The following is a 19,824-nucleotide window of genomic DNA, read 5'->3' as shown; positions in this document are numbered from 1 at the left end:
ACGCACCACGGCAAATCATGCATCTGTTGCCCACTTTGCCACTTCCTGGTCTGACCAGCGCAAATGCTATGTCACATGGTGGGCGCAACTCCGTTAATCCGCTTGATGACACCTGCTCAGGTCCGTGAGGGCGGACATCGAGCGCGGCGCGTGGCGGAAATCATGCCATTTTCCCGGCCGTCACAGGTCGAATCGAGACTCATCGTGGCCGAATGACCAAAATTGAGGTGCCTGGTGCCCCCGACACGCGGACGGCCGCCTAAAACCGTGCGAATGCACGGTTTTAGGCGGCCGTTGCAGCGAGGGATCAATCGCGGCCGGTGATCGCGTCAAGCCAGCTACCCAGCAGACCGTGCACAACGGCTGGCTGGTCGAGATGCACGTTGTGACCCGCGCCGTCGACGGCGGCATAGGTCATGTGCGGGTAGTGCTCCAGTAGCTCGACCTGGTCGCGCCAGCCGACCAGGTGATCCTGGCGGCCAGTGACCAGCAGGTGCCGCCCTTGGTGGGTGCCGAAAACCGTCTCCGGAGTCTTGCTAAGCATGTACGCCTTGAGCAGCTCGGCGGCGTCCTCGCGGTGATGGGCGCGAATACCGGGCAGCACATGGTCGCGGAACGCCTGCCAGCCCACCGCGTCCTGGTGCACGGCGATGGCGGCAAAGGTGTCCCGGTCGGCTGGGTCCAGGGAGGCCAGCAGCGCGTCGTCAACGGTGAGCACCTGCCGGTCAGGAACGGAGCGCGCACCGCTCGGTTTGACCAGGGGTGCGATCAGCGCCGTGCCCAGCACCTGCGCGCCACGTTCGGCCACGACGTGTCGGGCGAGCATTCCGCCGTAGGAGATGCCCACGACGACGAAAGGCTCGTCGCCGATGGTGGTGTCCACGAACCGCAAAACAGCCTCGCCCATGGCGTCCGCGGTGACCGGCCCAGCCAGTCGCGTCGACTGCCCGGAACCCGGCAGGTCGACGTACAGGCGGCGCCAGCCCTCCCGCGCGGCGAAGGCGCCCTCCAGCGGCAGCATGAGCCGGTGGTCGATGGTGTAGCCGTGCAACAGCAGCACCGGGGTCCCGGAGCCGAATTCGACGTGATGAAGGGTCTTCTCAGTCATGGTTTCCATGATCCAACCGTGGTTGTAGGGACTACGCCGAGACACGGTGGGCGGGGAACCCGTGCCTGCGGGCGAGGACGACGACCGCGATCACCGGCAGCATGAGCAGCAGCACGCTCCAGGGGAACGAGTCGCTGCCGATCAGGTCGAGCAGGATGCCGCCGACAACACCACCGCCCGCCATCGCGACGTTCCATAACGTGACGAGCATCGTCTGCGCTGCGTCGGCCGAGTCGCCGCCGGCATCGCCGGCGGCGACCTGAAGCAGGGTGGGCACGCCGCCCCAGCCGAGACCCCAGAGCGCGGCGGCAACATAGACCAGTGCCATGTCATGTGCAAGCGTGGCCAGCACAATCGCGGCCATGGCAACCAGCAGCGCACTGACAACAGTGAGCACGCGCAGCCTGCGGTGGATCTGCGCGCCGACGATCCAGATGCTCACAATGGACGCGATGCCGAACGTGAGCAGCACCAGACCGGTGTCGCCACCCATGCCTACGCCGGCAAGGAAGGTGGCGATGTAGGCGTACAGAATCGTGTGCGCCAGCACAAATACAAGCGTGACGAACAGCACCGGGATCACGCCTGGCACGCGCAGCGTTGGCAGCATCCTGGTCCGCTCGCCGCGCCCCTGTCCTGGGTAGTCCGGCACGGCCGCGACGATCCACCCCAACAACAGCACGGTCAGCGCCGTCATCGCGAGGAACGCCGTCCGCCAGCCTGCGGCCTGGCCTAGGAAGGTCCCGGCGGGCACGCCGAGGCATAGCGCGACGGGAATGCCCGACATGGCGATGGCGATCGCCCTGCCCTGCAAGTGGGTGGCGACCAGGCGCCGGGCGTAGCCGGCCAGCAGCGCCCAGGCCAGCCCGGCGGCGATACCGGCGACGAACCTCGCCACCATCGTCAGGCCGTACATGGACGACACGGCCGTCAAGGTGTTGGCCACGGCGAAGCCGACCATGGTGGTCAGCAGCAATCGCTTGCGCCGCCAGCCCGCAGTGGCCGAGTAAACCGGGATCGCGGTGAGCACGGTGCCCAGCGCGTAGATGGTGACGGTCTGCCCGGTCGCGGACTCGCTCACGCCGAGTGAGTTACCCATCGCAGGCAGCAGGCCCGCAGGCAGGGTCTCGGTGAGGCTGGTGATGAACACGGCGGTGGCCAGCGACAACAAGGCGAACAGCGGCAAGCGCTGCGCCGGCGCGCTGTCGCCCGGCGCCACCGGCGCGGTGATTTCTGGTGTGGTGCTCATGCTCCGGTTTCTCCTGCGGAAGTTGGGTTGTGGGTTACCGGGCGGCCGAGGCCACCGTCGACGGGGATGCGGGCGCCAGTGGTGAACGTCGCCTCCGTGGCCAGAAAAAGTGCGACGCGGGCCACCTCCTCGGCGGAACCGAGCCGTCCGAGCGGCGGTAGCTGCGTGGTGGCGCCGCCCGGCGCGATACAGCCCGGCGCCACCGCATTGACGCGGATGCTACGGTCGGCCAGCTCTGCGGCAAGCGCCTCGACACCGGCGGCGGAAGCGGGGGTGGTGAACACAATCGCGCCGCCGTCGCGCAGCCGTGGCAACAGCGGCCTCGCGTCGGCGACGGCGTCGGCGAACACGAGGTCGAGGCCGTCGTCGCCGAGGCGAGCAGGAATCTCAGCGGGTGGGAAAACGTGTGCCGCGGATCCCAGTTCAGCGGCCGCATACGCGCGTTTGTCCGCGGTATCAGCCGTCAGCAGGACCTTCGCGCCGCCCTCTACCAGGCGTTTGGCGATGGCGAGGCTGATGTCGTCGGCTTCCCCGATCACCGCGGCCCTTGTTCTCGCGTACTTGGTCATGCGTGTCGCTCCCTTCAGACCGGCCAACTGTGCGCGGCGACGCTTCGGGTTTGCTTACGATCAACTGACGGCGGCCTTACGACGGGAGCGATCAATGCGGTTCGGGGTGCTCGGCCCACTGGCAGTGTGGGACGAGGAGGGTGACCCGGTCACCGTGCCTGAGGTCAAAGTGCGCGCCCTACTCGCGTCGCTGCTCGCGCACGGCGGCGGACCGGTCGCCACGGATCGCCTCGTGCACGACCTATGGGGCGACAACCCGCCGGGCAAGCCCGCCGGCGCGCTGCAGGCCAAGGTCTCCCAACTACGCCGGATTCTTGGCCGCGACCGGATCGAGCGACAGCCGGCCGGCTACCGACTGCGGCTGGACAGCGCCGGAGAGTTGGACGCCGCACAGTTCCGTGACCTGGTGGCGCGAGCACGTGCGACGGCCGACCCGCGCACGCGGGCGGTGCTGTTCACCGAAGCTCTGGAGCTGTGGCGGGCAGCCGCGTACGCGGACTTCGCCGATGAGGAGTTCGCGCGGTCGGCCGCAGACCGCCTGACCGAGCTGCGGCTGTCCGTCATCGAGGAGCAGGCGAAGGCTCGTCTGGAGGCCGGGGAGCACGCGCTCGCCGCCGGAGAGCTCACGACTGTAGTGGCGCAGCACCCGTTGCGGGAGGGTTTGCGCGCAGTGCAGATGCGTGCCCTCTACCTGACCGGACGGCAGAGCGAAGCACTCGCCTCATATGCCGATCTACGCAGCCGCCTGGCAGAGGAGCTAGGGGCTGATCCAAGCCCTGAGCTGCGTGACCTGCACGAGGCGATGCTCCGTCAGGACCCACGGTTGAACTCGAAGTCGGAGCCGCCGCACTCGAACCTTCCCAACGCTCTTACGCCGCTCATCGGCCGGGAGACAGCGCTCGCCCACCTGACCGAACTCCACGGCCCGGCAAGGCTGGTCACCCTCACCGGGCCTGGCGGCGTCGGCAAGTCGCGGCTGGCGGTGGCCGCCGCGGCGTACGAGGCCGACACGCGGCCCAGCGAGTTCCCGGACGGCGTCTGGCTGGTCGAGTTCGCCGGAGTCCGTGCAGGCACGGTGGCCGACCTTGCCCAGGTCGTCGCCGACGTGCTCGGTATCCGGGACGACTCCCCCTCGACGTTGCCCGGCACCGGCACGGGTACCGCCACACCGGCGCAACGACTCGCCACCGCCGTGCGTGACCGCCGCACTCTGCTCGTGTTGGACAACTGCGAGCACGTGATCGACGCCGCCGCCGAGCTGACCGAACTGTTGCTGCGCACCGCCCGCGGCCTGCGTGTTCTGGCCACCAGCCAGGAACCCCTTGGCCTGGCGGGTGAAGGGGTGTTCGCCGTGGAACCCCTGCCGACCACGGACGCCATCAGGCTGTTCATGGCGCGTACCGCCGACTCGGCTCCCGGCTTCCCACGGCGCCCGGACGACTGCGAGCCCGCCGACCTTGATGCCATAACCGAGATCTGCCGACGCCTCGACGGCATCCCGCTCGCGCTGGAACTCGCCGCCACCCGTGTGCGCGCCCTCGGTGTGCGGGAGTTGTCGGCGCGGCTCAACGACCGCTTCGCCATCCTGACCCTCGGGCAGCGCGGCGCACCCGCTCGCCAGCAGACCCTGCGAGCGATGATCGACTGGAGTTGGGAGTTGCTGAGCGCGCCGGAACGGATCGTGCTCCGCCGCCTCTCCGTGCACAGCGACGGCTGCGACCTGGACGCCGCCGAGGTGGTGTGCGCCGGCGATGGCGTCACGCGGGCCGAAGTGCTCGACCTCATCACCCGACTGGTCGATCGTTCCCTCATGGTGATGACGGAAGGGCCACGCTACCGGCTGCTGGAGTCTGTCGCCACCTACGCCATGGAGCGGCTGCACGAAATGGCCGACCTCGCCGCCGTACGCGACCGTCACCTGCGGCACTACCTGACCGTCGCCGAGCACGCGGAACCCTTGCTGCGCTGTGACTCTCAGCGGGCCTGGCTCGCCCGCCTTGACGCTGAGGCAGGCAACATGCGCGTGGCGCTGGACGAAGCGGTCCGCCGCGCTCGTGCTGGGACGGCCGACGAGGCCGTCCGACTGGTCACCGCCCTGTCCTGGTGGTGGCTGCTGCGAGGTCGCCTCACTGAGGGACGGCGTGCGCTGTCGACCGTGCTCGCCACCGTCTCCACTGGGAGCGCCCCGGAACTCAGCGCGCTGCACGGCGCGTTCGCCCTGCTCACCGGTGATCCCGCCGCACAGGTCGTCGCCGGAACCAACGACATTCCGGCACCCACGCGGCGTGCCCTCGCTTTGTGGCTGTGCGCCTACGGCCTGTTCAGCGCCGGCGATGCCGCCGCCAGCAGTGACATGAACACTCGTGCCCTCGACCTGTTCACCGCTGAGGACGACCAGTGGGGCATCGCCGCGTCGCTCGGCCTACGGGCCACGCTTGCCCTGGTTAGCGGCAACCTCGCCGGGCTCGGTCGTGACGGCCTGCGCAGCGCCACCCTCTTCCGGCAGCTCGGTGACCGTTGGGGCGAGATGCAGACCATCCCGCCGCTTGCCGCGCTCGCCGAGATCAAGGGCGATTACCAGGAAGCGGTGCGCTGCCAGCACGAGGGACTCGTCATCGCTCGGGAGCTTGGCCTACAGGCAGAAGTGTCCGCCCGCCTCTCCGGCCTCGGCAGGCTCGCCCTGCTAGAGCGTGACTGGGACCGGGCGCGCGACCTGCACCAGCAGGCGCACCGCATCGCCGTGGAACACGGCTATACCTATGGCCAGATCCACTCCGAGATGGGTCTTGCCCTCGGTGCTCGCCGCTCGGGCGATCTCGACTCCGCCGAGGACCACCTTCGGCATATTCGCGAGGGCTACGCCGCCCTTTCCTCGCAGGCCGGCGACCACCTGCTCGTCGTCGAACTCGGCTTCATCGCCGAACTCCGCCGCGACGCCGCCCAATCGGCCGCCCATCACCTACACGGCCTCGATATCGCTCGTTCCCTCGCAGAGCCTCGCGCCCTTGCCCTCTCCCTCGAAGGACTGGCCGGGGCCGCCGCCCTACACCCAAACTCCGCCGAGTGCGCCGCCTTCCTGCTCGGCACCGCAGATGCCGCCCGCCGCAGCGTGGGCGCCCCACTCCCAGCCGCCGAACGTCACGACGTCGACCGCATCACCAACTCCACCCGGTCCCTCCTCGGCACCTCCGCCTTCACCTACGCGTTCGAGCGTGGCACCCAACTGTCCATTGCGGACGCCGTGTCAACCTTTCTTGCTTCACAAGACCACGAACAGAGCTGATGCCACCATCAACCTGCCGCAGCACGCCGAGCACGGCGGGATCCCCCGGGGCGGTGAGTTCGAGGCGGCTTCAGAGCTACTCGAACAGCCTGTCGGGTTCCAGAAGTCGGCCGTACTCACATGCTTGCTCGGTGGTGAACCAGCGGTCGTGCACTGAGTCGGCGAAGATCCGGTCGATCGGCTGGCTGGTGTCGTCCGCGATGATCGCGAGCACTGTGTCCCGGGTGTGCCGCAGGTCGTCCGCCTCCACCTCCACCTCCACCTCGACCGCCGATTCCCGCCGAGCCCTGGTGCATCAGGATGCGGGCGTGCGGAAGCGCGAAGCGTTTGCCCAGTGTGCCCGCGGACAGCAGGAACTGTCCCGCGCTGCACGCCAGTCCCAGCGCGAGCGTGGCAACGTCGCACGGCACGAGCCGCATCACGTCGCGGATGGCGAGCATCGCCGGGACCGAGCCGCCCGTTGAGTGGATCCACAATGCGATGTCCCTGCTGGGATCCTCGCTCGCGAGGGACAGCAGTTGGGTGGCGAGCACTGTCCCGTTGTCGTCATCGAGCGCGCCGTCGAGGACCAGTATCCGCTGACTGAAGAACCGTTCTCGGAGCCGGTAGTCGAACAGCGGCTGCTCCTCGTCGTTCGTCATGCTCCGACAATGCCGCCGCCCCTCTACCGTTCGCCAACTTCTCTGCTGTGAGCGGATCAGCTCTCAGCGGCCTCGGCACTGATCCCGCCACTGTGGACTTCACGGCCCGAGTTTGCCGCCCCAATCGGACCGCCGTAGCGGTCGTCGTTAAAATAGATAGAAGTTGCCAGAGTCACAAATGAAGTTGAGGATGTCGTGCGGCCGCCGTTCAGCGTGCCTGGATCCCCTATCGACTGTCCCGAGAGTTACACGCTGGATTTCGTGAGCTTCGGAGGCCAGATCTCCCACTTGTTTGCCGAACCGCGCCGTACGATTGCACTCGGATACCTGGCTTGAACTCTGCCAGCCTGGCGGTGATCTGCTCAGTTGACAGGCCGGACGACCGGATCTCGCGATCCCACCGCCAGGAGAACTCACCGAGCATGAGCCTTCGCCGCTCGCCCGGCAGCCGGCTCAGCAGCTGAAACTGTGTCGGCCTGGTCGTCACGCAGCCGCGGAGCTGACACAAGGGCGGCGAGCACGCAGGGTCGAACGACGTAACCGGCTATGGGGATCGAGACACCAAGCGGACTATGGCCTCATGGGGGTCGTGAACGAGGTTGCAATGTCTCGGTGGAATGGTGTCCACAAGCGTTGCAGTTGCACAAACCCTGATGACAAGCGCCGGCTCGGTGCCCGCTGTCCACAGCTGGGCGAACGTGGCCACGGCTCGTGGTACTTCTCCCTGGAGCTGCCGTCGGGCCGCGACGGTCGGCGGCATCGTGTGCGGCGGGGTGGTTTCCCTTCGCGTGTTGCCGCAGAACAAGCGCGCGGGTACCTGCTTGGCGACGATATCGACCCAGGCAGAGGAGTCGTCACCGTGGGCCAGTGGCTGGATATCTGGTTGGAGATGCGCCAGAACCTGAGCTTCTCGACACGGCGGCTCTACACCCAGCACGTCCACGACTACCTCAAGCCCTATCTCGGGAACGTGCCGCTGCGATCACTGACGGTCGCGCGGGTACAGGCGATGTTCACCGCCCTGATCCGCTGCAACCCCACCCGCAGCCACCCGCTGTCCTACGCGACGCTGCAACGCATCCGAGGCGTCCTCCACACCGCGCTCAACGGCGCGATCCGCCGGGGACTGCTCGACCGGAACCCAGCACACTGGATCGAACTCCCCTCCGGACGCCGACCACGAGCCGTCGTCTGGACCGAAGGCCGCGAAGCTCACTGGCGCCAGACCGGTGAACGACCCGCCGGAGCCGTCTGGACTCCGACGCAGACCGCGGCGTTCCTGGAGAGCAGCTACGACCACCCCTTGCACGTGCTGTGTTTGCTCGTCGCGCTGCTCGGCCTACGTCGCGGTGAGGCGACGGGGTTGCGGTGGTGCGACATCAACCTCGACGCCCGCGTGCTGCAGGTGTCCCACCAGGTCCAAGACCGCAACGGCCAGACCGTCATCTGCCCACCGAAAACCGAGAACAGTATCCGCGCACTCGCCCTCGACCACGTCTCGATATCCGCACTGCGTACCTTGCGCACCGAGCAGCGACGTCGACTACCGGTCGGCGTGGCGTTGACCGGGTTCTTGTTCGTCAACCGGTACGGAAACCGGATGAGTCCCGGCTACGTCACCCATGCCTTCCGCAGGCTAACCACCGACGCGGACCTGCCGCCGATCCGGCTGCACGACCTCCACCACGGCGCAGCGAGCCTGTCGCTGGCCGCAGGCAACGACCTCAAGGTGGTGCAGGCGATGCTGGGACACTCCAGCATCGTGCTCACCGCCGACACCTACACCAGCGTGCTGCCCTGCCTGGCACACCACGCAGCCGAAGCCACCGCCGAACTCGTCATGAACGCCGCCAGGCACACCGCGAAGAAGATCCGAGGTCAGGGTCGCAAGGTCACACGCCACTACGGAACGAAGAAGAACCGCCGGCCCGGAACGAAGCGAAAGACACCTCACCAAATCCCAGCGTAGAACGGCCGCCGCGCGCCAGCTGCTCCGAAGACCTCAAGAAGATCGTCGACGAAGCCCAATCGTCAAGGCGGAACGAAAGGCCAGCTAACCGAAGCCAGTCGCAGTGGGCCGTCGACGTCAGTCCGAACTCAGCTCGCTGATCACTCGCACCCCAGATTTGCAATAGCGAACAGGCAGTCGCTATTCGCCTGACTTTCGGCACTACGAACGACACCGGCGGCGTTGAGGCAGCGAGATCCCCCGCACGACATCTCCAGATCGGAAGCTACCGCAGCGGCGGCGCGTATTTGGGTCCTAAGTGGACCAGGTGCCCCGTCAGACCGGCCCCATTCGGTCTCCCACCGGTCCCACCAACGACCGAAGCCCACCGGCAAGATCCTCGGGATCAAGGAAACTTCAGGTGGGCTTCGATTCAGAGCTGTGCGCCATCAGGGACTCGAACCCCGAACCCGCTGGTTAAGAGCCAGCTGCTCTGCCAATTGAGCTAATGGCGCGTACTTGCTGCGTTGGTTTCCCTCGGCGACTTGGAAAAGATTAGCACGGCTCACGGGTGCCTGTCGCGAGGGGGTCTCGTTAGCTGAAACGCCTGGTCAGGGTCCAGGTTCAGGTAGCGTTGACGGCCTATGTCTACGGTCGTAGACTAAAGTCTACAATCGTAGATAAGACCGGAGGCACCGATGGATCTCCACCTGACAGGCAAGCTGGCCCTGGTCACCGGGTCGAGTGCCGGACTCGGCGAGGCGACGGCCAGGATGCTCGCTGCGGAGGGCGCCGACGTGGTGGTGCACGGACGCGACGAGGGCCGCGCGAACGCCGTCGCCGAGGCGATCCGCGAGGACGGCGGGCACGCGGACGTCGCCATCGGCGATCTCGCGACCGACACTGGCGCGGACGCGGTGGCCGAAGCCGCCGGAGCGGTCGACATCCTGGTCAACAACGCTGGGACCTACGCGCATTCGTCCTGGACCGACGCGACGCCGCGGATCTGGGCCGAGACCTACGAAACCAACGTGATCTCCGGCGTCCGGATGATCCAGCGGCTGGTGCCGGGCATGCGCGAGCGCGGTTGGGGCCGGGTGATCCAGATCGGCGGCGGGCTCGGTTTGCAGCCGGAAAGCGTGCTGCCGCACTACAACGCGACATTGGCCGCGCGGCACAACCTCGCCGTGTCGCTCGCCCGCGAGCTGAAGGGCTCAGGCGTGACGTCGAACATCGTGTCGCCCGGAATGATATTGGTGGACGCGGTGAAGAAGCTGCTGACCGAGTCGGCTCCTCTCCGAGGCTGGGGCGAAACCCGCGAAGAGATCGAGGCCAACGCGGCTCGGGACATGGTGCCCAACGACGTCGGACGCCTCGGCCGGCCCGAGGAGATCGCCGCGGCCGTCGCGTATCTGTCGAGTTCGCTGGCCGACTACGTGAGCGGCGCGACCATCCGCGTCGACGGCGGCACGATCCGCTCAGTCCACTAGAAGCTCGAAAACGGCCTCGAGCCGCTGGGCCAGGGAGGCAGCGTCCGCGGCCGACAGCGCGGTGGTGCCCAGGACCTTGCGCATGAGCCAGAACCCAGAGATGAGCGCCAGGAACAGCTCGGCGCGCTCACCCGCTTCTTCACCGGGCAGCAGATCAGTCAAATGCCGCCCGACGTGCCGTTCGATCCCGGCCCGGGTGATCTCCGCGGCCCGCGGGTTCGACGCCGAGCGCAGCATCAGCAGGAATGGGTCGAGGTGCGCGGCTTCGGACGCTGTCTTGCCAACCAGAGCCGCGGCGACGTCGTGGGCGAGCGTCGCGACGTCGCTGCCGACGACGGTCCGCGGCGCGAAGGAGACGTCGACGACTTCGGCGAAAAGTTGTTCCTTGGAGCCGAAATAGCGGTTGACCAACATGGCCGTGACGCCCGCCGCCTCGGCGATCTCGCGCACGCCCACGCCGTCGTAGCCGGATCGGGTGAACGCGACCACGGCCGACTGCAGGATCGCCTCCCTGGTCGCCGCCGCGTTGCGTCGGCGCTTCAGCGGGATCTCCATGTCTACAAGTGTAGAGCTTGGGTCCGACGTGCTCGGCTGACCGGTCGAAAGGCACGCACGATAGCCTCCTCCCGGGGTGATTTCGGTGGAAATCGGAGACGGAGGCGGCGTGCGTTCGCTGCGCGGCCTGGGGGAAGGCACCCTCAAGACTGCGTTGCTGGTCGACGTCGCCTTTTACGCCCTGTGCTGCGCCTACGCCGGCTCGCAGGCGCTGACCTCGGAGTTCTACGGGTTCCGAGTCTGGGGCAATTTCGCCATCGCCGGTTACGCCCTCGCCTCCCTCCACACCGGTTGGCTGCTGGCCCGGCTCCGCTCCCGTCCCGGCGACACTCAGCTGGACGGACCGGAGCGGGCGCAGTCCCGCTGGGTCGGGATCGGCTTCATCGGCGCACTCGCGATGGTCATCCCGCTCGCCGTGCTCGTGCTGCGGCGGCTGACCGGCGTCGACTGGCTCATCACCCCCGGTTCCTGGAGCGCGCAGCCCGAGGTGTGGGTCATCGAACGATCCGCGTCACTGCTGCTGCACACCGGCACGCCGTACGTGAACGTCTTCACTCTCGGCAGGCCGCCGGTGGTCAACGACTACACGCCGTACGGCCCGGTGATGACGCTGTTCGGGATGCCGCGCGCGGTGTTCGGCGGCAACGCGCTGGCGAACGCGCTCACGGACGCGCGGTGGTACTTCGCGCTGGTCGCGGTCCTGTGCGTGGTCGCGACGCTGAAACTGATGAACTTCCCGAAGGTGCCTCTGCGCGCCGCGCAGCTCGCTGTCGTCTTCCCGCTCACCACGTTGTCCTTCGCCACTTCCGGACCGGATCTCGCGATCGTCGCCCTGCTCGTGCTGGGCTGTGCCCTCGCCGCGCGCGACCATCCCGCACTCGCGGCGGTGGTACTGGCTGCCGCGGCCAACGCCAAGCTCAACGCCATGCTCGCCGTCCCGGTGGTCGCGTTCCTGATCGCCGCGCGCCTCGGCAGGGGCGCGCTGGGCCGGTTCGTGCTCTGGATCATCGGGGTGACCGTGGTGGTGAACGTGCCCGTCGCGCTGGTCGACCCGAGGTCGTTCGTCGAGCACGTCCTGCTGTTCCCGGCCGGCCTCGGCGCGGTGACCTCGCCGGCCGCGAGCCCGCTGCCCGGTCATCTCATCGCCGCCACCGGCACGGTGGGCCAGGCGATCTCGTTCCTGCTGCTCGGGGCGGCAGCCGTGGCGATCGCGGTTTGGCTGTTCCGCAAGCCGCCGCTGACCGGGTCCGATACGGCGTTGCGGCTCGCCATCGGGCTCGCCGCGTTCGCGCTGCTGACACCGGCGACCCGGTTCGGTTATCTCGTGTATCCGCTGGTGCTGCTCGGTGCGGCCTTGACGTTCCGAAGCAGCGAAGCCGAAGCCGCCAACGACGAATCCCTGAGGTGGGCCGCTTGACCACGCTCGAATTCCTGCCCGCACCTCCGCTGGACGACACCGAGCACCAAACCGTCCGCGCGCTGCGGGTCTTCGGCGCGGTGGGCGCGGTGCTGCTCGCCGTCGGCTCGGTCGGCGCCGGCGCGGCACCCGTGGTCGACCCGGCGCTCAACCTCCCCGTCCTGCGCGGACTCGTCCGCCTGCCCGCCCTCTCACTCGGACTGGCGGTGGCCGGGCTGGGCATGTTGATCGTCGGCTGGCTGCTGATGGGCCGGTTCGTCACGCCCGGCCGGACGCGCACCGCGGGCCGGACAGACCTGCGGACCACGCTGGTGCTGTGGGTCGCGCCGCTGGCCGCCATCCCGCCGCTGTTCTCCCGCGATGTCTACAGCTACCTCGCCCAAGGCGCGATCACCCACAAGGGTCTCGACCCGTACACCGTCGGTCCGGCGGCCGCGCTGGGCCGGGACCATCTGATGACCGCGGACGTGTCGGCGTTCTGGCGCGACACCCCCGCGCCCTACGGCCCGCTGGCGCTGCGGCTCGGCGACTGGATCAACGGCCTGACCGGTGAGAACGTCGTCGCCGGGATCCTGCTGCATCGCGTCGTCGCGTTCGCCGGGTTCGCGCTCATCGTCTGGTCGCTCCCCCGGCTTGCCCGCTTCTTCGGCGTCGAGCCGTCGACGGCGTTGTGGCTGGGCGCGGCCAACCCGCTCGTGCTCTTCCACCTGATCGCGGGCGCACACAACGACTCGCTCGCCATCGGGCTGATGATGGCCGGGCTCGCACTGGGTGTCAGCAAGCTGCCGGCGGACGGCCCGCGCGTCCGGGGCGAATACCTGTACGCCGCGCTCGGTGCGGTGGTGATCACCCTCGGCGTCGCCGTCAAGATCAACGCCGTGCTGGCGCTGCCGTTCCTGGCCGTGATGGTCGCCAGGCGGTGGGGCGGCCGCTGGCGGGATCTGCTGCGCGTGGCCGCGCCGATGGTGACAGCGTTCGCGGTCGTGCTGGTCGGCGTCAGCTTGGGTTCCGGACTCGGGTTCGGGTGGATCGGCGGTGCGATCGGCACCCCAGGACTGGTGCGCAGCTGGATCTCGCCGACGTCCGAACTCGCGCAGGTCACCGGGTTGGTGGTCAAGGCGCTGGGCTTCGGCGACCACACCACGGGCCTGGTGAAGGGTTTCGGCCTGGCGGGCTACGCCGTCGCGGCCGTGATCACGGTCCGGCTCCTCGTCCTCAGCCTGCGCGGCCGCCGCAACCCGATGGTCGGGCTCGCGCTGTCGCTCGGCGCCGTCATGGTCCTGCATGTCGCGCTCCAGCCGTGGTACCTGCTGTGGGCGGTGGTCCCGCTCGCCGCGGCCACCGGTGTTTCCCGCGGCTGGGTCGCCGCGATCGCCGCCGGTGGTGTCCTCTCGCTGGTGGTCTTCCCCAGTGGCAGCAGCTTCGCCGGCAAGATCGACATCGCCGCGTTCGGTTACCTGGGCGGCATCGCGGCCGTCGCCGTCGCGCTTCTGCTGCTCCGCCGCCAAGCGCCCATGGCGCTGCTCAACCCGTTCCAAGCCCTCACCCGCCCGGAGTGACAGTGACCATCCAGATCCGTTTGCTGCCCGCAACAGCCGCCACCGATGTGGCCACGATCGAGCGAATCACCGCCCTGATCAACGAGGTCTACGAAACCTCCGAAAAGGGACTGTGGACCGACGGCGCCGCCCGCACGACTACGCGGGAAGTCGCCGAACTGACGCGTGCCGGGGAGATCGCCGTCGCGACATTGGGCGAACAGATCGTCGGCTGCGTCCGGGTGCAACGCCTCGAAGACGGGAGCGGCGAGTTCGGCATGCTCGCCGCCGATCCCGCAAACCGAGGCATCGGCATCGGGCGCGACCTGGTCCGCTTCGCCGAAGGGAAGTGCCGGGACGACGGCGCGACGGTCATGCAGCTCGAACTGCTGGTGCCGCGAACGTGGTCTCATCCGTCGAAGGACGCCCTCGCCGTCTGGTACGGCCGCATCGGCTATCGCGTCGTCCGCACGGGGACCCTCGACGAGGCGAACCCCGCGCTCGCCCCGCTACTCGCCACCCCCTGCAACTTCCTGATCTACCACAAGGATCTCTGAGGGCACTCCGACCATCGCAACTCGCCGTCGAGTTGCGGTAGTTAGCGTCCGCAACGATCGCAAGTCGACGGCGAGTTGCGATCTAGTGGACGAGGGTGGCGACGCGGCCTTGGTCTCCGGCGGCCCAGCAGGCACCGCGGGCGCAGCTGACGGTGTCGAAAGTCCCGCTGTCGAAGGACTTCCAGTGCCGACCCGCGTCAACGCTCAAGTCGCTCCCGCCGGGGCCGACGGCGATGACCGAGTCGCCCGACCAGGCCAGCCCGGACCGGTAGCCCTTCGGCGCCTGCGACGGGGTCCGCCAGGTCCGGCCGCCATCGTCGCTCACCGCCACCGCGGGGCCGGGCGCATCCGGGGCCGCGTAATCGCCGCCGATGGCGACACCGTGTCGCGGATCGCGGAACTCGACGGAGAACACCCCGGCGGACGCGCTGCTCGGCAACGGCGTTTCCGAGGCCTGCCAATGGAAACCACCGTCACTGGAGTGCAGGACGCGGGCATGGGCGCCGCCACCGGTGGCGATCCAGGCGTCGCGCGGACCGGATGTCGTGATGCACTGGCCACTCGCGGCGAACCCGGCCTCACCCGGTAGCGCGGGCGGGAAACCGGACGACGGCACGGCCTGCCAGCTCCGCCCGCCATCCTTTGTGGACAGAACACGGAAGACGCCGTTCACCGGGTCGCTCATCGCGAGTCCGCGGTGCTCGTCGAAGAACGCGACACAGTCGTAGAAGGCGTTCAGGTCGGTATTGGTGAACGAGAGCTGCCAGTGCGCGCCCGCGTCGTTCGTCCGGTAGATCCGGGAGCTGTCACCGGGACCGATGGACAACGCGACGGCGTGATCGGCGTCGAAGGCCTCGATGTCCCGGAACTCCAGCGCCGACGTGCCGGGCGGCCCGACCTGCTTCCAGGTCCGGCCGCGGTCGGTGGTGCGCAGGACCGTGCCCCCGGTGCCGCTGGCCCAGGCCACGTTCGGACTGACGGCGTCGAGTCCGCGCAGCCGGGCGGTGGAACCCGTCGGCGTGACACTCCAACTCGGACCCGGGCAAGGCGCCGCCGAAGCGACTCCCGGCAGTGCCAGCGGGACAACCGCACCCAGCAGGACCAGCAACGCTCGCGCGACGCGCATCGGCAAAACCCCTTCCGTTTCGCGGCCAGCCTCGCAGACCGGCCAGGCGGAAGTCCACGATCATGCCCGCGACATGGGGGAGTATCGTGACGAGGTGCCGTCCAGTGAGCCAGAAACCGCCCCGGACGTGTCCCTGCGGCGTGACGCGCGGGACAATCTCGAACGCGTGATCACCGCCGCTACCGAAGTCTTCGCGTCGCAAGGACTCAGTGCGACGCTCGCCGATGTCGCCCGGCATGCGGGTGTCGGCGTCGGCACGGTGTACCGCCGCTTCGCCAGCAAGGACGACCTGATCTACGAGGTGATCCAGTCCCGCTTCAAAGCCGCGGAACAGCTGGTCATCGAGACCAGCGAGACACCGGACGCCTGGGCCGGGTTCGTCCGGTTCTTCGAGATTTCGACCCAGGAACTGGTGTCCGACAAGGGACTCCGCGAGTTCGTCATGGGCGGGTACACCGAGTCGCTGGGCTGGTCTCGGGGTACTCCCCCGGATCGGCTCGTCGGTCTCATCGCGCGCACCCGCGAAGCCATGGGCCACCACCTCGCCGAACTCGTGCGGCGGACCAAGGAAACCGGTCGGCTGCGCGCGGACTTCGAAGCCAGCGACATGATGGTCCTGTCGCTGTCAGTGCAGGCCACGATCGGCTTCGGTGGCCAGGCCCACCCCGAGCTCTACCGCCGCACCCTCGGTTTCATCCTGGACGGCCTCCTGGCCTCACGCACGCACGCGACCGAGCTGCCTGTACCCGCCCTCAGCAACGACGAGCTCGACAGCACCGTCCGCTAGCGGCGCTGCACACCGAAGTGGCGTCGGGTGTCGCGGGCGAAACTCCCGAAGATGCCTGCCGAAACGGGCTTGGACGCGGTGAAGAACAGCTTCCACGCCGGCACGGGCTCGTAGGCGAACGTCCAGGTGAACCGGCAGCCCTTGTCCGTCGGCTCGACGAGGTAGTCCTCCGCGAACCGCCGGAACATCGGCAGGTTCGCCTGCTCGACGGAGAACGATTGGCGTTTCCCCTCTTCCCAACGGAAGAAGCGTTCCTGGAACACCAACACGCCGCCGGTGGTCTTGGCCGTGCGAGTGGTGCCGACGTGGTGTGGCGGCTCCGAGGTGTAGCTGACGTCGGCCAGCGCGCGACACCAGCTCAACGTGTTGTCGCCGACCAGACCCGCCCAAACCTGCTCGGGCGAAACCGGCAGGTCCATGGGATAACAATGGATGAAAGGCGCGGACGCGAAAAATCCCTCGTCAGCGCTTTCCAGCTCATGCCAGCGTGTCATCTACCGCACAGTACTCGTGAGTGTTCCCGCCGGTAAGAACCAAGGTAAGAACCGGCGGGAACACTCACGAGTACGGCTACTTGACGGCGATGGTGAAGGTCGACGTCGTGTTCTTGATGTCGACGTCGTTGTTCTTCAGCTTCAGGCCGGTGAACGTCGCCGAGCCGACAGCCGGGCCCTGTCCGGGCTCGGGCAGTTCGTTCGCCCAGACACCGAAACCGGACTTGGCATCGAACGCGTCACCGCTGTGCTTCGCCCCGGAGATGGAGATCCCGGTGAACGTCGTGTCCTGAATGGAGTTCACCGGCTGCCCGTTGACGTAGTTCGTCTGGAACATGATGCCGCTGTAGGTCGGATCCGTGATGTCCACAGTGGTCACGCGGATACCGCGGAACAGCTCGGTCGCGGAGAACAACCACATCGCCGGGAACGTCTGCGCGCCGAAGAAGTGCCCGCCGGCCCGCACCAGCGACACGTTCTGGACGTTCGTCGGTTCGGGACCGAAGTCACGCATCGTCACGCCGAAGCTCAGCGAGCTGATCGTGGCACCCGAACCGGCCAGCGTGTCCGCTACGTAGATGTCCCGGAACGTGTTGGCCTGCCCGCCGTACAGCGCGATCCCCGCCGCACGCCACGGAACCAGCGCCGTCAGGTGCTCGAACAGGTTGTCTCGCTGGTCGCCGCCGCCGAGATCGGTGGCCGCGAACAAGGCGAAGCTGTCGTCACCGGTGGAGCGGGCTTCGTTGTTGATGACGTGGTTGCCGGTGCTGCCGTTGGTCAGGTTCACGCCGTCCGCGAAGGTGTCGCGGAACCGCGAGTTCTCAACCGTGATGCCGTGGACGTTCGTGCCCCAGATCCCGACGACGGTGTGCTCGACCCACAGGTTGTCGAACGTCAGGTCCGACACGTTCGTCAGGTCGAACACCTTGCCGGGGCCGTCGATTCGCGTCTTGTAGTTGCCCAAGAAGGCGAACCCGCCGAACGTCGACCCGCTGGCGGCCGGCGCGAGTGAGAACCCGCCGTCGGTGTTGTCCTGATCGGACGGTTCGCGGAAGCGGGTGAACCACGGTCCCGCGCCCAGCACCTTGACCGTGCCACTCACCGAGATCTTGCCGCTGACCTGGTAGTCGCCGGGTGGCAAGTAGACACCGACCAGGGTGCCGGTGATGTCGGTGTGCACCTTGTCCAGTGCGGCTTGGACGTCGGCCTGGGTGTAGCCGGCCGGCACGGTGTACTTCGCCGGGTCCGGGTTGGCGACCGGCGCGACCTGCTCGGTGTTGACGAAGTCGATCGCGTACGTCGAGGTGTTCGCGGCGTCCTTCTGCAGCTTGATCCGGCTGCCCGCGGGGACGGTCGTGCCCAGCAGCAGGTTGGCCTCGTCGTAGATGTGCCGCGGAGAGCCGACGCTCGGATCGTTCCCTGGTCCGGTTTCGGCGCCGTAGAGCCACGCGTACTGCGAAGTCAGGTCGATCGGCTTGAGGTACTTGCCGTTGACGTAGACGTCCAACGTGGCGTTCAGCCCACCGCCGGCCGGGGCGTCCGGGATCGAGAACCGGGTGACCAGGGTGTTGGTGGCCTTCTTCGTGGTGAACTCGACCGAGCTGCCGGTGGTGTTCAGCGTGACGGCTTCACGGCCGGACGCCTCGCCGGCCAGGTCGCCGATCGTCCTGTTCGGACCGACGACGGCCGCGCCGCCGGCGAGCTTGCCGTTCTCGGCCTCGTACATGTCGTAGGGCATCGCCGAACCGCGACCGACGAACAGCGACTGCGTGCTGACGTTGTTCGTCCGCTTGATCGGGACTTCGGCAGCGTCGGTGGAGATCTCCGTCTTCACCGTGAACTCGCCGTTGGCGGCGGCTCGCCAGGTGCCGAGGCTGACCGGGGCGGCGGTGGCGCCGGGGGCGATCCGGCCGATCTGGACACCGGCCAGCACGGTCTGCAGTGCGCCGGTGTGCGTGTCCGTGATCGTCTGCGTGATCACGTGGACGAAGCTGCTCGTGGGTCGAGTGCCCTGGTTCTTGAGGGCCACCGACAACTTCACCTGGTCACCGGCGGACGGTGTGTCCGGGGTCCAGGACGCCGGCGCGGCCACCACGTCCGCGCTGGCGACCGGCTTGACGACCAGCGGTGTCGGGCTGGTGTAGCTGTTGTTCGTCTCGTCCTGTTCGAAGACCTTGCCGGCTTCGTCGACCTTCGCGGTGAGCGAGTACGAACCGGCATCGTGCGTGCCGATCTTCGCCGACACCGTCGCCGACGCCCCGGCCGCCAGCGGACCGACCTGTGTGGTCGCGACCTTGGTGGTGCCGAGGTAGAAGCCGACGTTGGTGGTCGCGTCCGAAGCCAGGTTCCCGGCGTTTGTCACGGTCGCCGACGCCTGGACGTCGTCGGTCTCGATGGGAGCCGGAGGCGACGTCGCGATGCCGGTGACGGTCAGATCGGGGTTCGGCGCGGGCGTGCCGAAAACGCCGAACTCGGAGATCTGGGCACCGGTCGAGCCGGAGTTGGTGGTGACCTTGAGCTGGACGTCCGCGACCTTGGCGGTGACCGGGATCGTCACCGTGTTCCCGGTGGCCGGGTCGAAGGTGTAGACCGTCGCGGGCGACAGGCCGGCGAACGACGTCGCGCTCTGTTCACGCCCGAGCAGCTCGATGGTCTGGGTGCGCGTACCCCAGTCTGTCGACGGGTTCAGCCGGAGCACGACCGAGGTGACGTCGGCGTTGGCGCCCAGCGACACGGTCAGTGTGTTCGGGAAGGAGTCGGGGCCGCCTTCCCAGTAGGTCGTCGGGTCGCCGTCCTCGGCCTTCGACGCCACGAAAGTGCCGTTGGCCGAGGACGCCTCGATGGGCTTGCCGAGCGCCAGGTTCGTGCCGGTGGCAGCCTGCGTCGCCGACGCCACCGCGGGGCCGCCCGTCAGGAGCAGGCCGGCCGCGAACAGCACGGCCACCGCCCTCGGCAATGGTCTTTTCAGGCTCATCTTGGACATGGGGCCGGGTTACCTCTCGTCAGCAAGGCTGGATCAGGCAGGGGAACGGGATTAGTCCGAATGAGGCACAGAAGAGCCG

14 protein-coding genes, 1 tRNA gene and 1 pseudogene are annotated in these 19,824 nt (G+C 68.1%); 7 read left to right on the top strand and 9 right to left on the bottom strand.

From position 1 onward, the window contains the following. Nucleotides 1-307: 307 nt before the first annotated feature. From JWQ81_RS12810 to JWQ81_RS12800, 3 genes are read right to left on the bottom strand one after another with little or no spacing between them, the layout of a single operon-like run. Nucleotides 308-1,108, bottom strand: coding sequence for an alpha/beta hydrolase (locus JWQ81_RS12810; RefSeq protein ID WP_297540978.1), 801 nt, complete (start codon nt 1,106-1,108; stop codon nt 308-310). 31 nt (nt 1,109-1,139) lie between these two features. After that, nucleotides 1,140-2,357 (bottom strand): MFS transporter, encoded by a 1,218-nt coding sequence (locus JWQ81_RS12805; protein WP_297540976.1) that lies wholly within the window; start codon nt 2,355-2,357, stop codon nt 1,140-1,142. Continuing rightward, the gene (locus tag JWQ81_RS12800; protein ID WP_297540974.1) at nt 2,354-2,926 is read right to left on the bottom strand and encodes an SDR family oxidoreductase; all 573 of its coding nucleotides are present in this window, start codon (nt 2,924-2,926) and stop codon (nt 2,354-2,356) included. Before JWQ81_RS12800 ends, JWQ81_RS12805 begins: the two co-directional genes overlap by 4 nt. A gap of 94 nt (nt 2,927-3,020) precedes the next feature. On the opposite strand from JWQ81_RS12800, the gene JWQ81_RS12795 reads away from it, so the two are divergent. Continuing rightward, complete coding sequence (locus JWQ81_RS12795) at nt 3,021-6,209, top strand: BTAD domain-containing putative transcriptional regulator (protein ID WP_297540973.1); 3,189 nt, start codon at nt 3,021-3,023, stop codon at nt 6,207-6,209. A gap of 109 nt (nt 6,210-6,318) precedes the next feature. On the opposite strand, the pseudogene JWQ81_RS12790 reads toward JWQ81_RS12795, so the two are convergent. Next, nucleotides 6,319-6,850 (bottom strand): annotated as a pseudogene (locus tag JWQ81_RS12790) (ATP-dependent Clp protease proteolytic subunit); the annotation flags it as partial. A gap of 859 nt (nt 6,851-7,709) precedes the next feature. On the opposite strand from JWQ81_RS12790, the gene JWQ81_RS12785 reads away from it, so the two are divergent. After that, on the top strand, nt 7,710-8,819 hold the full coding sequence (locus tag JWQ81_RS12785; protein WP_297540971.1) for a site-specific integrase: 1,110 nt from the start codon (nt 7,710-7,712) through the stop codon (nt 8,817-8,819). 421 nt (nt 8,820-9,240) lie between these two features. Here the strand turns inward: JWQ81_RS12785 and JWQ81_RS12780 are convergent. Then, nucleotides 9,241-9,313: transfer RNA gene (locus JWQ81_RS12780), tRNA-Lys, on the bottom strand. Nucleotides 9,314-9,496: 183 nt separating this feature from the next. Between JWQ81_RS12780 and JWQ81_RS12775 the strand changes: the two genes are divergently transcribed. Beyond that, complete coding sequence (locus tag JWQ81_RS12775; RefSeq protein ID WP_297540969.1) at nt 9,497-10,288, top strand: SDR family NAD(P)-dependent oxidoreductase; 792 nt, start codon at nt 9,497-9,499, stop codon at nt 10,286-10,288. Here the strand turns inward: JWQ81_RS12775 and JWQ81_RS12770 are convergent. Further along, nucleotides 10,277-10,843: a TetR/AcrR family transcriptional regulator gene (locus tag JWQ81_RS12770; protein WP_297540967.1), complete on the bottom strand. Its 567-nt coding sequence runs from the start codon at nt 10,841-10,843 to the stop codon at nt 10,277-10,279. The genes JWQ81_RS12775 and JWQ81_RS12770 overlap by 12 nt on opposite strands. A 157-nt stretch (nt 10,844-11,000) precedes the next feature. Between JWQ81_RS12770 and JWQ81_RS12765 the strand changes: the two genes are divergently transcribed. From JWQ81_RS12765 to JWQ81_RS12755, 3 genes are read left to right on the top strand one after another with little or no spacing between them, the layout of a single operon-like run. Then, a complete protein-coding gene (locus JWQ81_RS12765) occupies nt 11,001-12,260 on the top strand; it encodes a glycosyltransferase 87 family protein (protein WP_297541053.1) in 1,260 nt (419 codons plus the stop codon). Next, entirely contained in the window at nt 12,257-13,819 is a 1,563-nt protein-coding gene (gene mptB / locus JWQ81_RS12760; RefSeq protein WP_297540965.1) for a polyprenol phosphomannose-dependent alpha 1,6 mannosyltransferase MptB, read from the top strand. Before JWQ81_RS12765 ends, mptB begins: the two co-directional genes overlap by 4 nt. A gap of 2 nt (nt 13,820-13,821) precedes the next feature. After that, complete coding sequence (locus tag JWQ81_RS12755; RefSeq protein ID WP_297540963.1) at nt 13,822-14,355, top strand: GNAT family N-acetyltransferase; 534 nt, start codon at nt 13,822-13,824, stop codon at nt 14,353-14,355. Between the two features lie 82 nt (nt 14,356-14,437). Here the strand turns inward: JWQ81_RS12755 and JWQ81_RS12750 are convergent, their stop codons facing one another. After that, a complete protein-coding gene (locus JWQ81_RS12750; protein ID WP_297540961.1) occupies nt 14,438-15,481 on the bottom strand; it encodes an oxidoreductase in 1,044 nt (347 codons plus the stop codon). A 73-nt stretch (nt 15,482-15,554) separates the two neighbouring features. On the opposite strand from JWQ81_RS12750, the gene JWQ81_RS12745 reads away from it, so the two are divergent. After that, a complete protein-coding gene (locus JWQ81_RS12745) occupies nt 15,555-16,268 on the top strand; it encodes a TetR/AcrR family transcriptional regulator (protein WP_297540959.1) in 714 nt (237 codons plus the stop codon). Here the strand turns inward: JWQ81_RS12745 and JWQ81_RS12740 are convergent. Together JWQ81_RS12740 and JWQ81_RS12735 are read right to left on the bottom strand one after the other, a co-directional pair. Then, on the bottom strand, nt 16,265-16,762 hold the full coding sequence (locus tag JWQ81_RS12740) for an SRPBCC family protein (RefSeq protein ID WP_297540957.1): 498 nt from the start codon (nt 16,760-16,762) through the stop codon (nt 16,265-16,267). The genes JWQ81_RS12745 and JWQ81_RS12740 overlap by 4 nt on opposite strands. A gap of 76 nt (nt 16,763-16,838) precedes the next feature. Continuing rightward, nucleotides 16,839-19,745 (bottom strand): CARDB domain-containing protein, encoded by a 2,907-nt coding sequence (locus tag JWQ81_RS12735; protein WP_297540955.1) that lies wholly within the window; start codon nt 19,743-19,745, stop codon nt 16,839-16,841. Nucleotides 19,746-19,824 lie beyond the last annotated feature (79 nt).

The organism is Amycolatopsis sp., assembly GCF_025464955.1.
Taxonomy (GTDB): domain Bacteria; phylum Actinomycetota; class Actinomycetes; order Mycobacteriales; family Pseudonocardiaceae; genus Amycolatopsis.
This window is presented reverse-complemented; position numbering and strand designations above follow the sequence as displayed.

Bases quoted from the DNA above. Each gene is read 5' to 3' on its own strand.
- JWQ81_RS12810 (WP_297540978.1), bottom strand. From the start codon at position 1,108: ATGACTGAGAAGACCCTTCATCACGTCGAATTCGGCTCCGGGACCCCG.
- JWQ81_RS12805 (WP_297540976.1), bottom strand. From the start codon at position 2,357: ATGAGCACCACACCAGAAATCACCGCGCCGGTGGCGCCGGGCGACAGC.
- JWQ81_RS12800 (WP_297540974.1), bottom strand. From the start codon at position 2,926: ATGACCAAGTACGCGAGAACAAGGGCCGCGGTGATCGGGGAAGCCGAC.
- JWQ81_RS12795 (WP_297540973.1), top strand. From the start codon at position 3,021: ATGCGGTTCGGGGTGCTCGGCCCACTGGCAGTGTGGGACGAGGAGGGT.
- JWQ81_RS12775 (WP_297540969.1), top strand. From the start codon at position 9,497: ATGGATCTCCACCTGACAGGCAAGCTGGCCCTGGTCACCGGGTCGAGT.
- JWQ81_RS12770 (WP_297540967.1), bottom strand. From the start codon at position 10,843: ATGGAGATCCCGCTGAAGCGCCGACGCAACGCGGCGGCGACCAGGGAG.
- JWQ81_RS12750 (WP_297540961.1), bottom strand. From the start codon at position 15,481: ATGCGCGTCGCGCGAGCGTTGCTGGTCCTGCTGGGTGCGGTTGTCCCG.
- JWQ81_RS12745 (WP_297540959.1), top strand. From the start codon at position 15,555: ATGGGGGAGTATCGTGACGAGGTGCCGTCCAGTGAGCCAGAAACCGCC.
- JWQ81_RS12740 (WP_297540957.1), bottom strand. From the start codon at position 16,762: ATGACACGCTGGCATGAGCTGGAAAGCGCTGACGAGGGATTTTTCGCG.
- JWQ81_RS12735 (WP_297540955.1), bottom strand. From the start codon at position 19,745: ATGTCCAAGATGAGCCTGAAAAGACCATTGCCGAGGGCGGTGGCCGTG.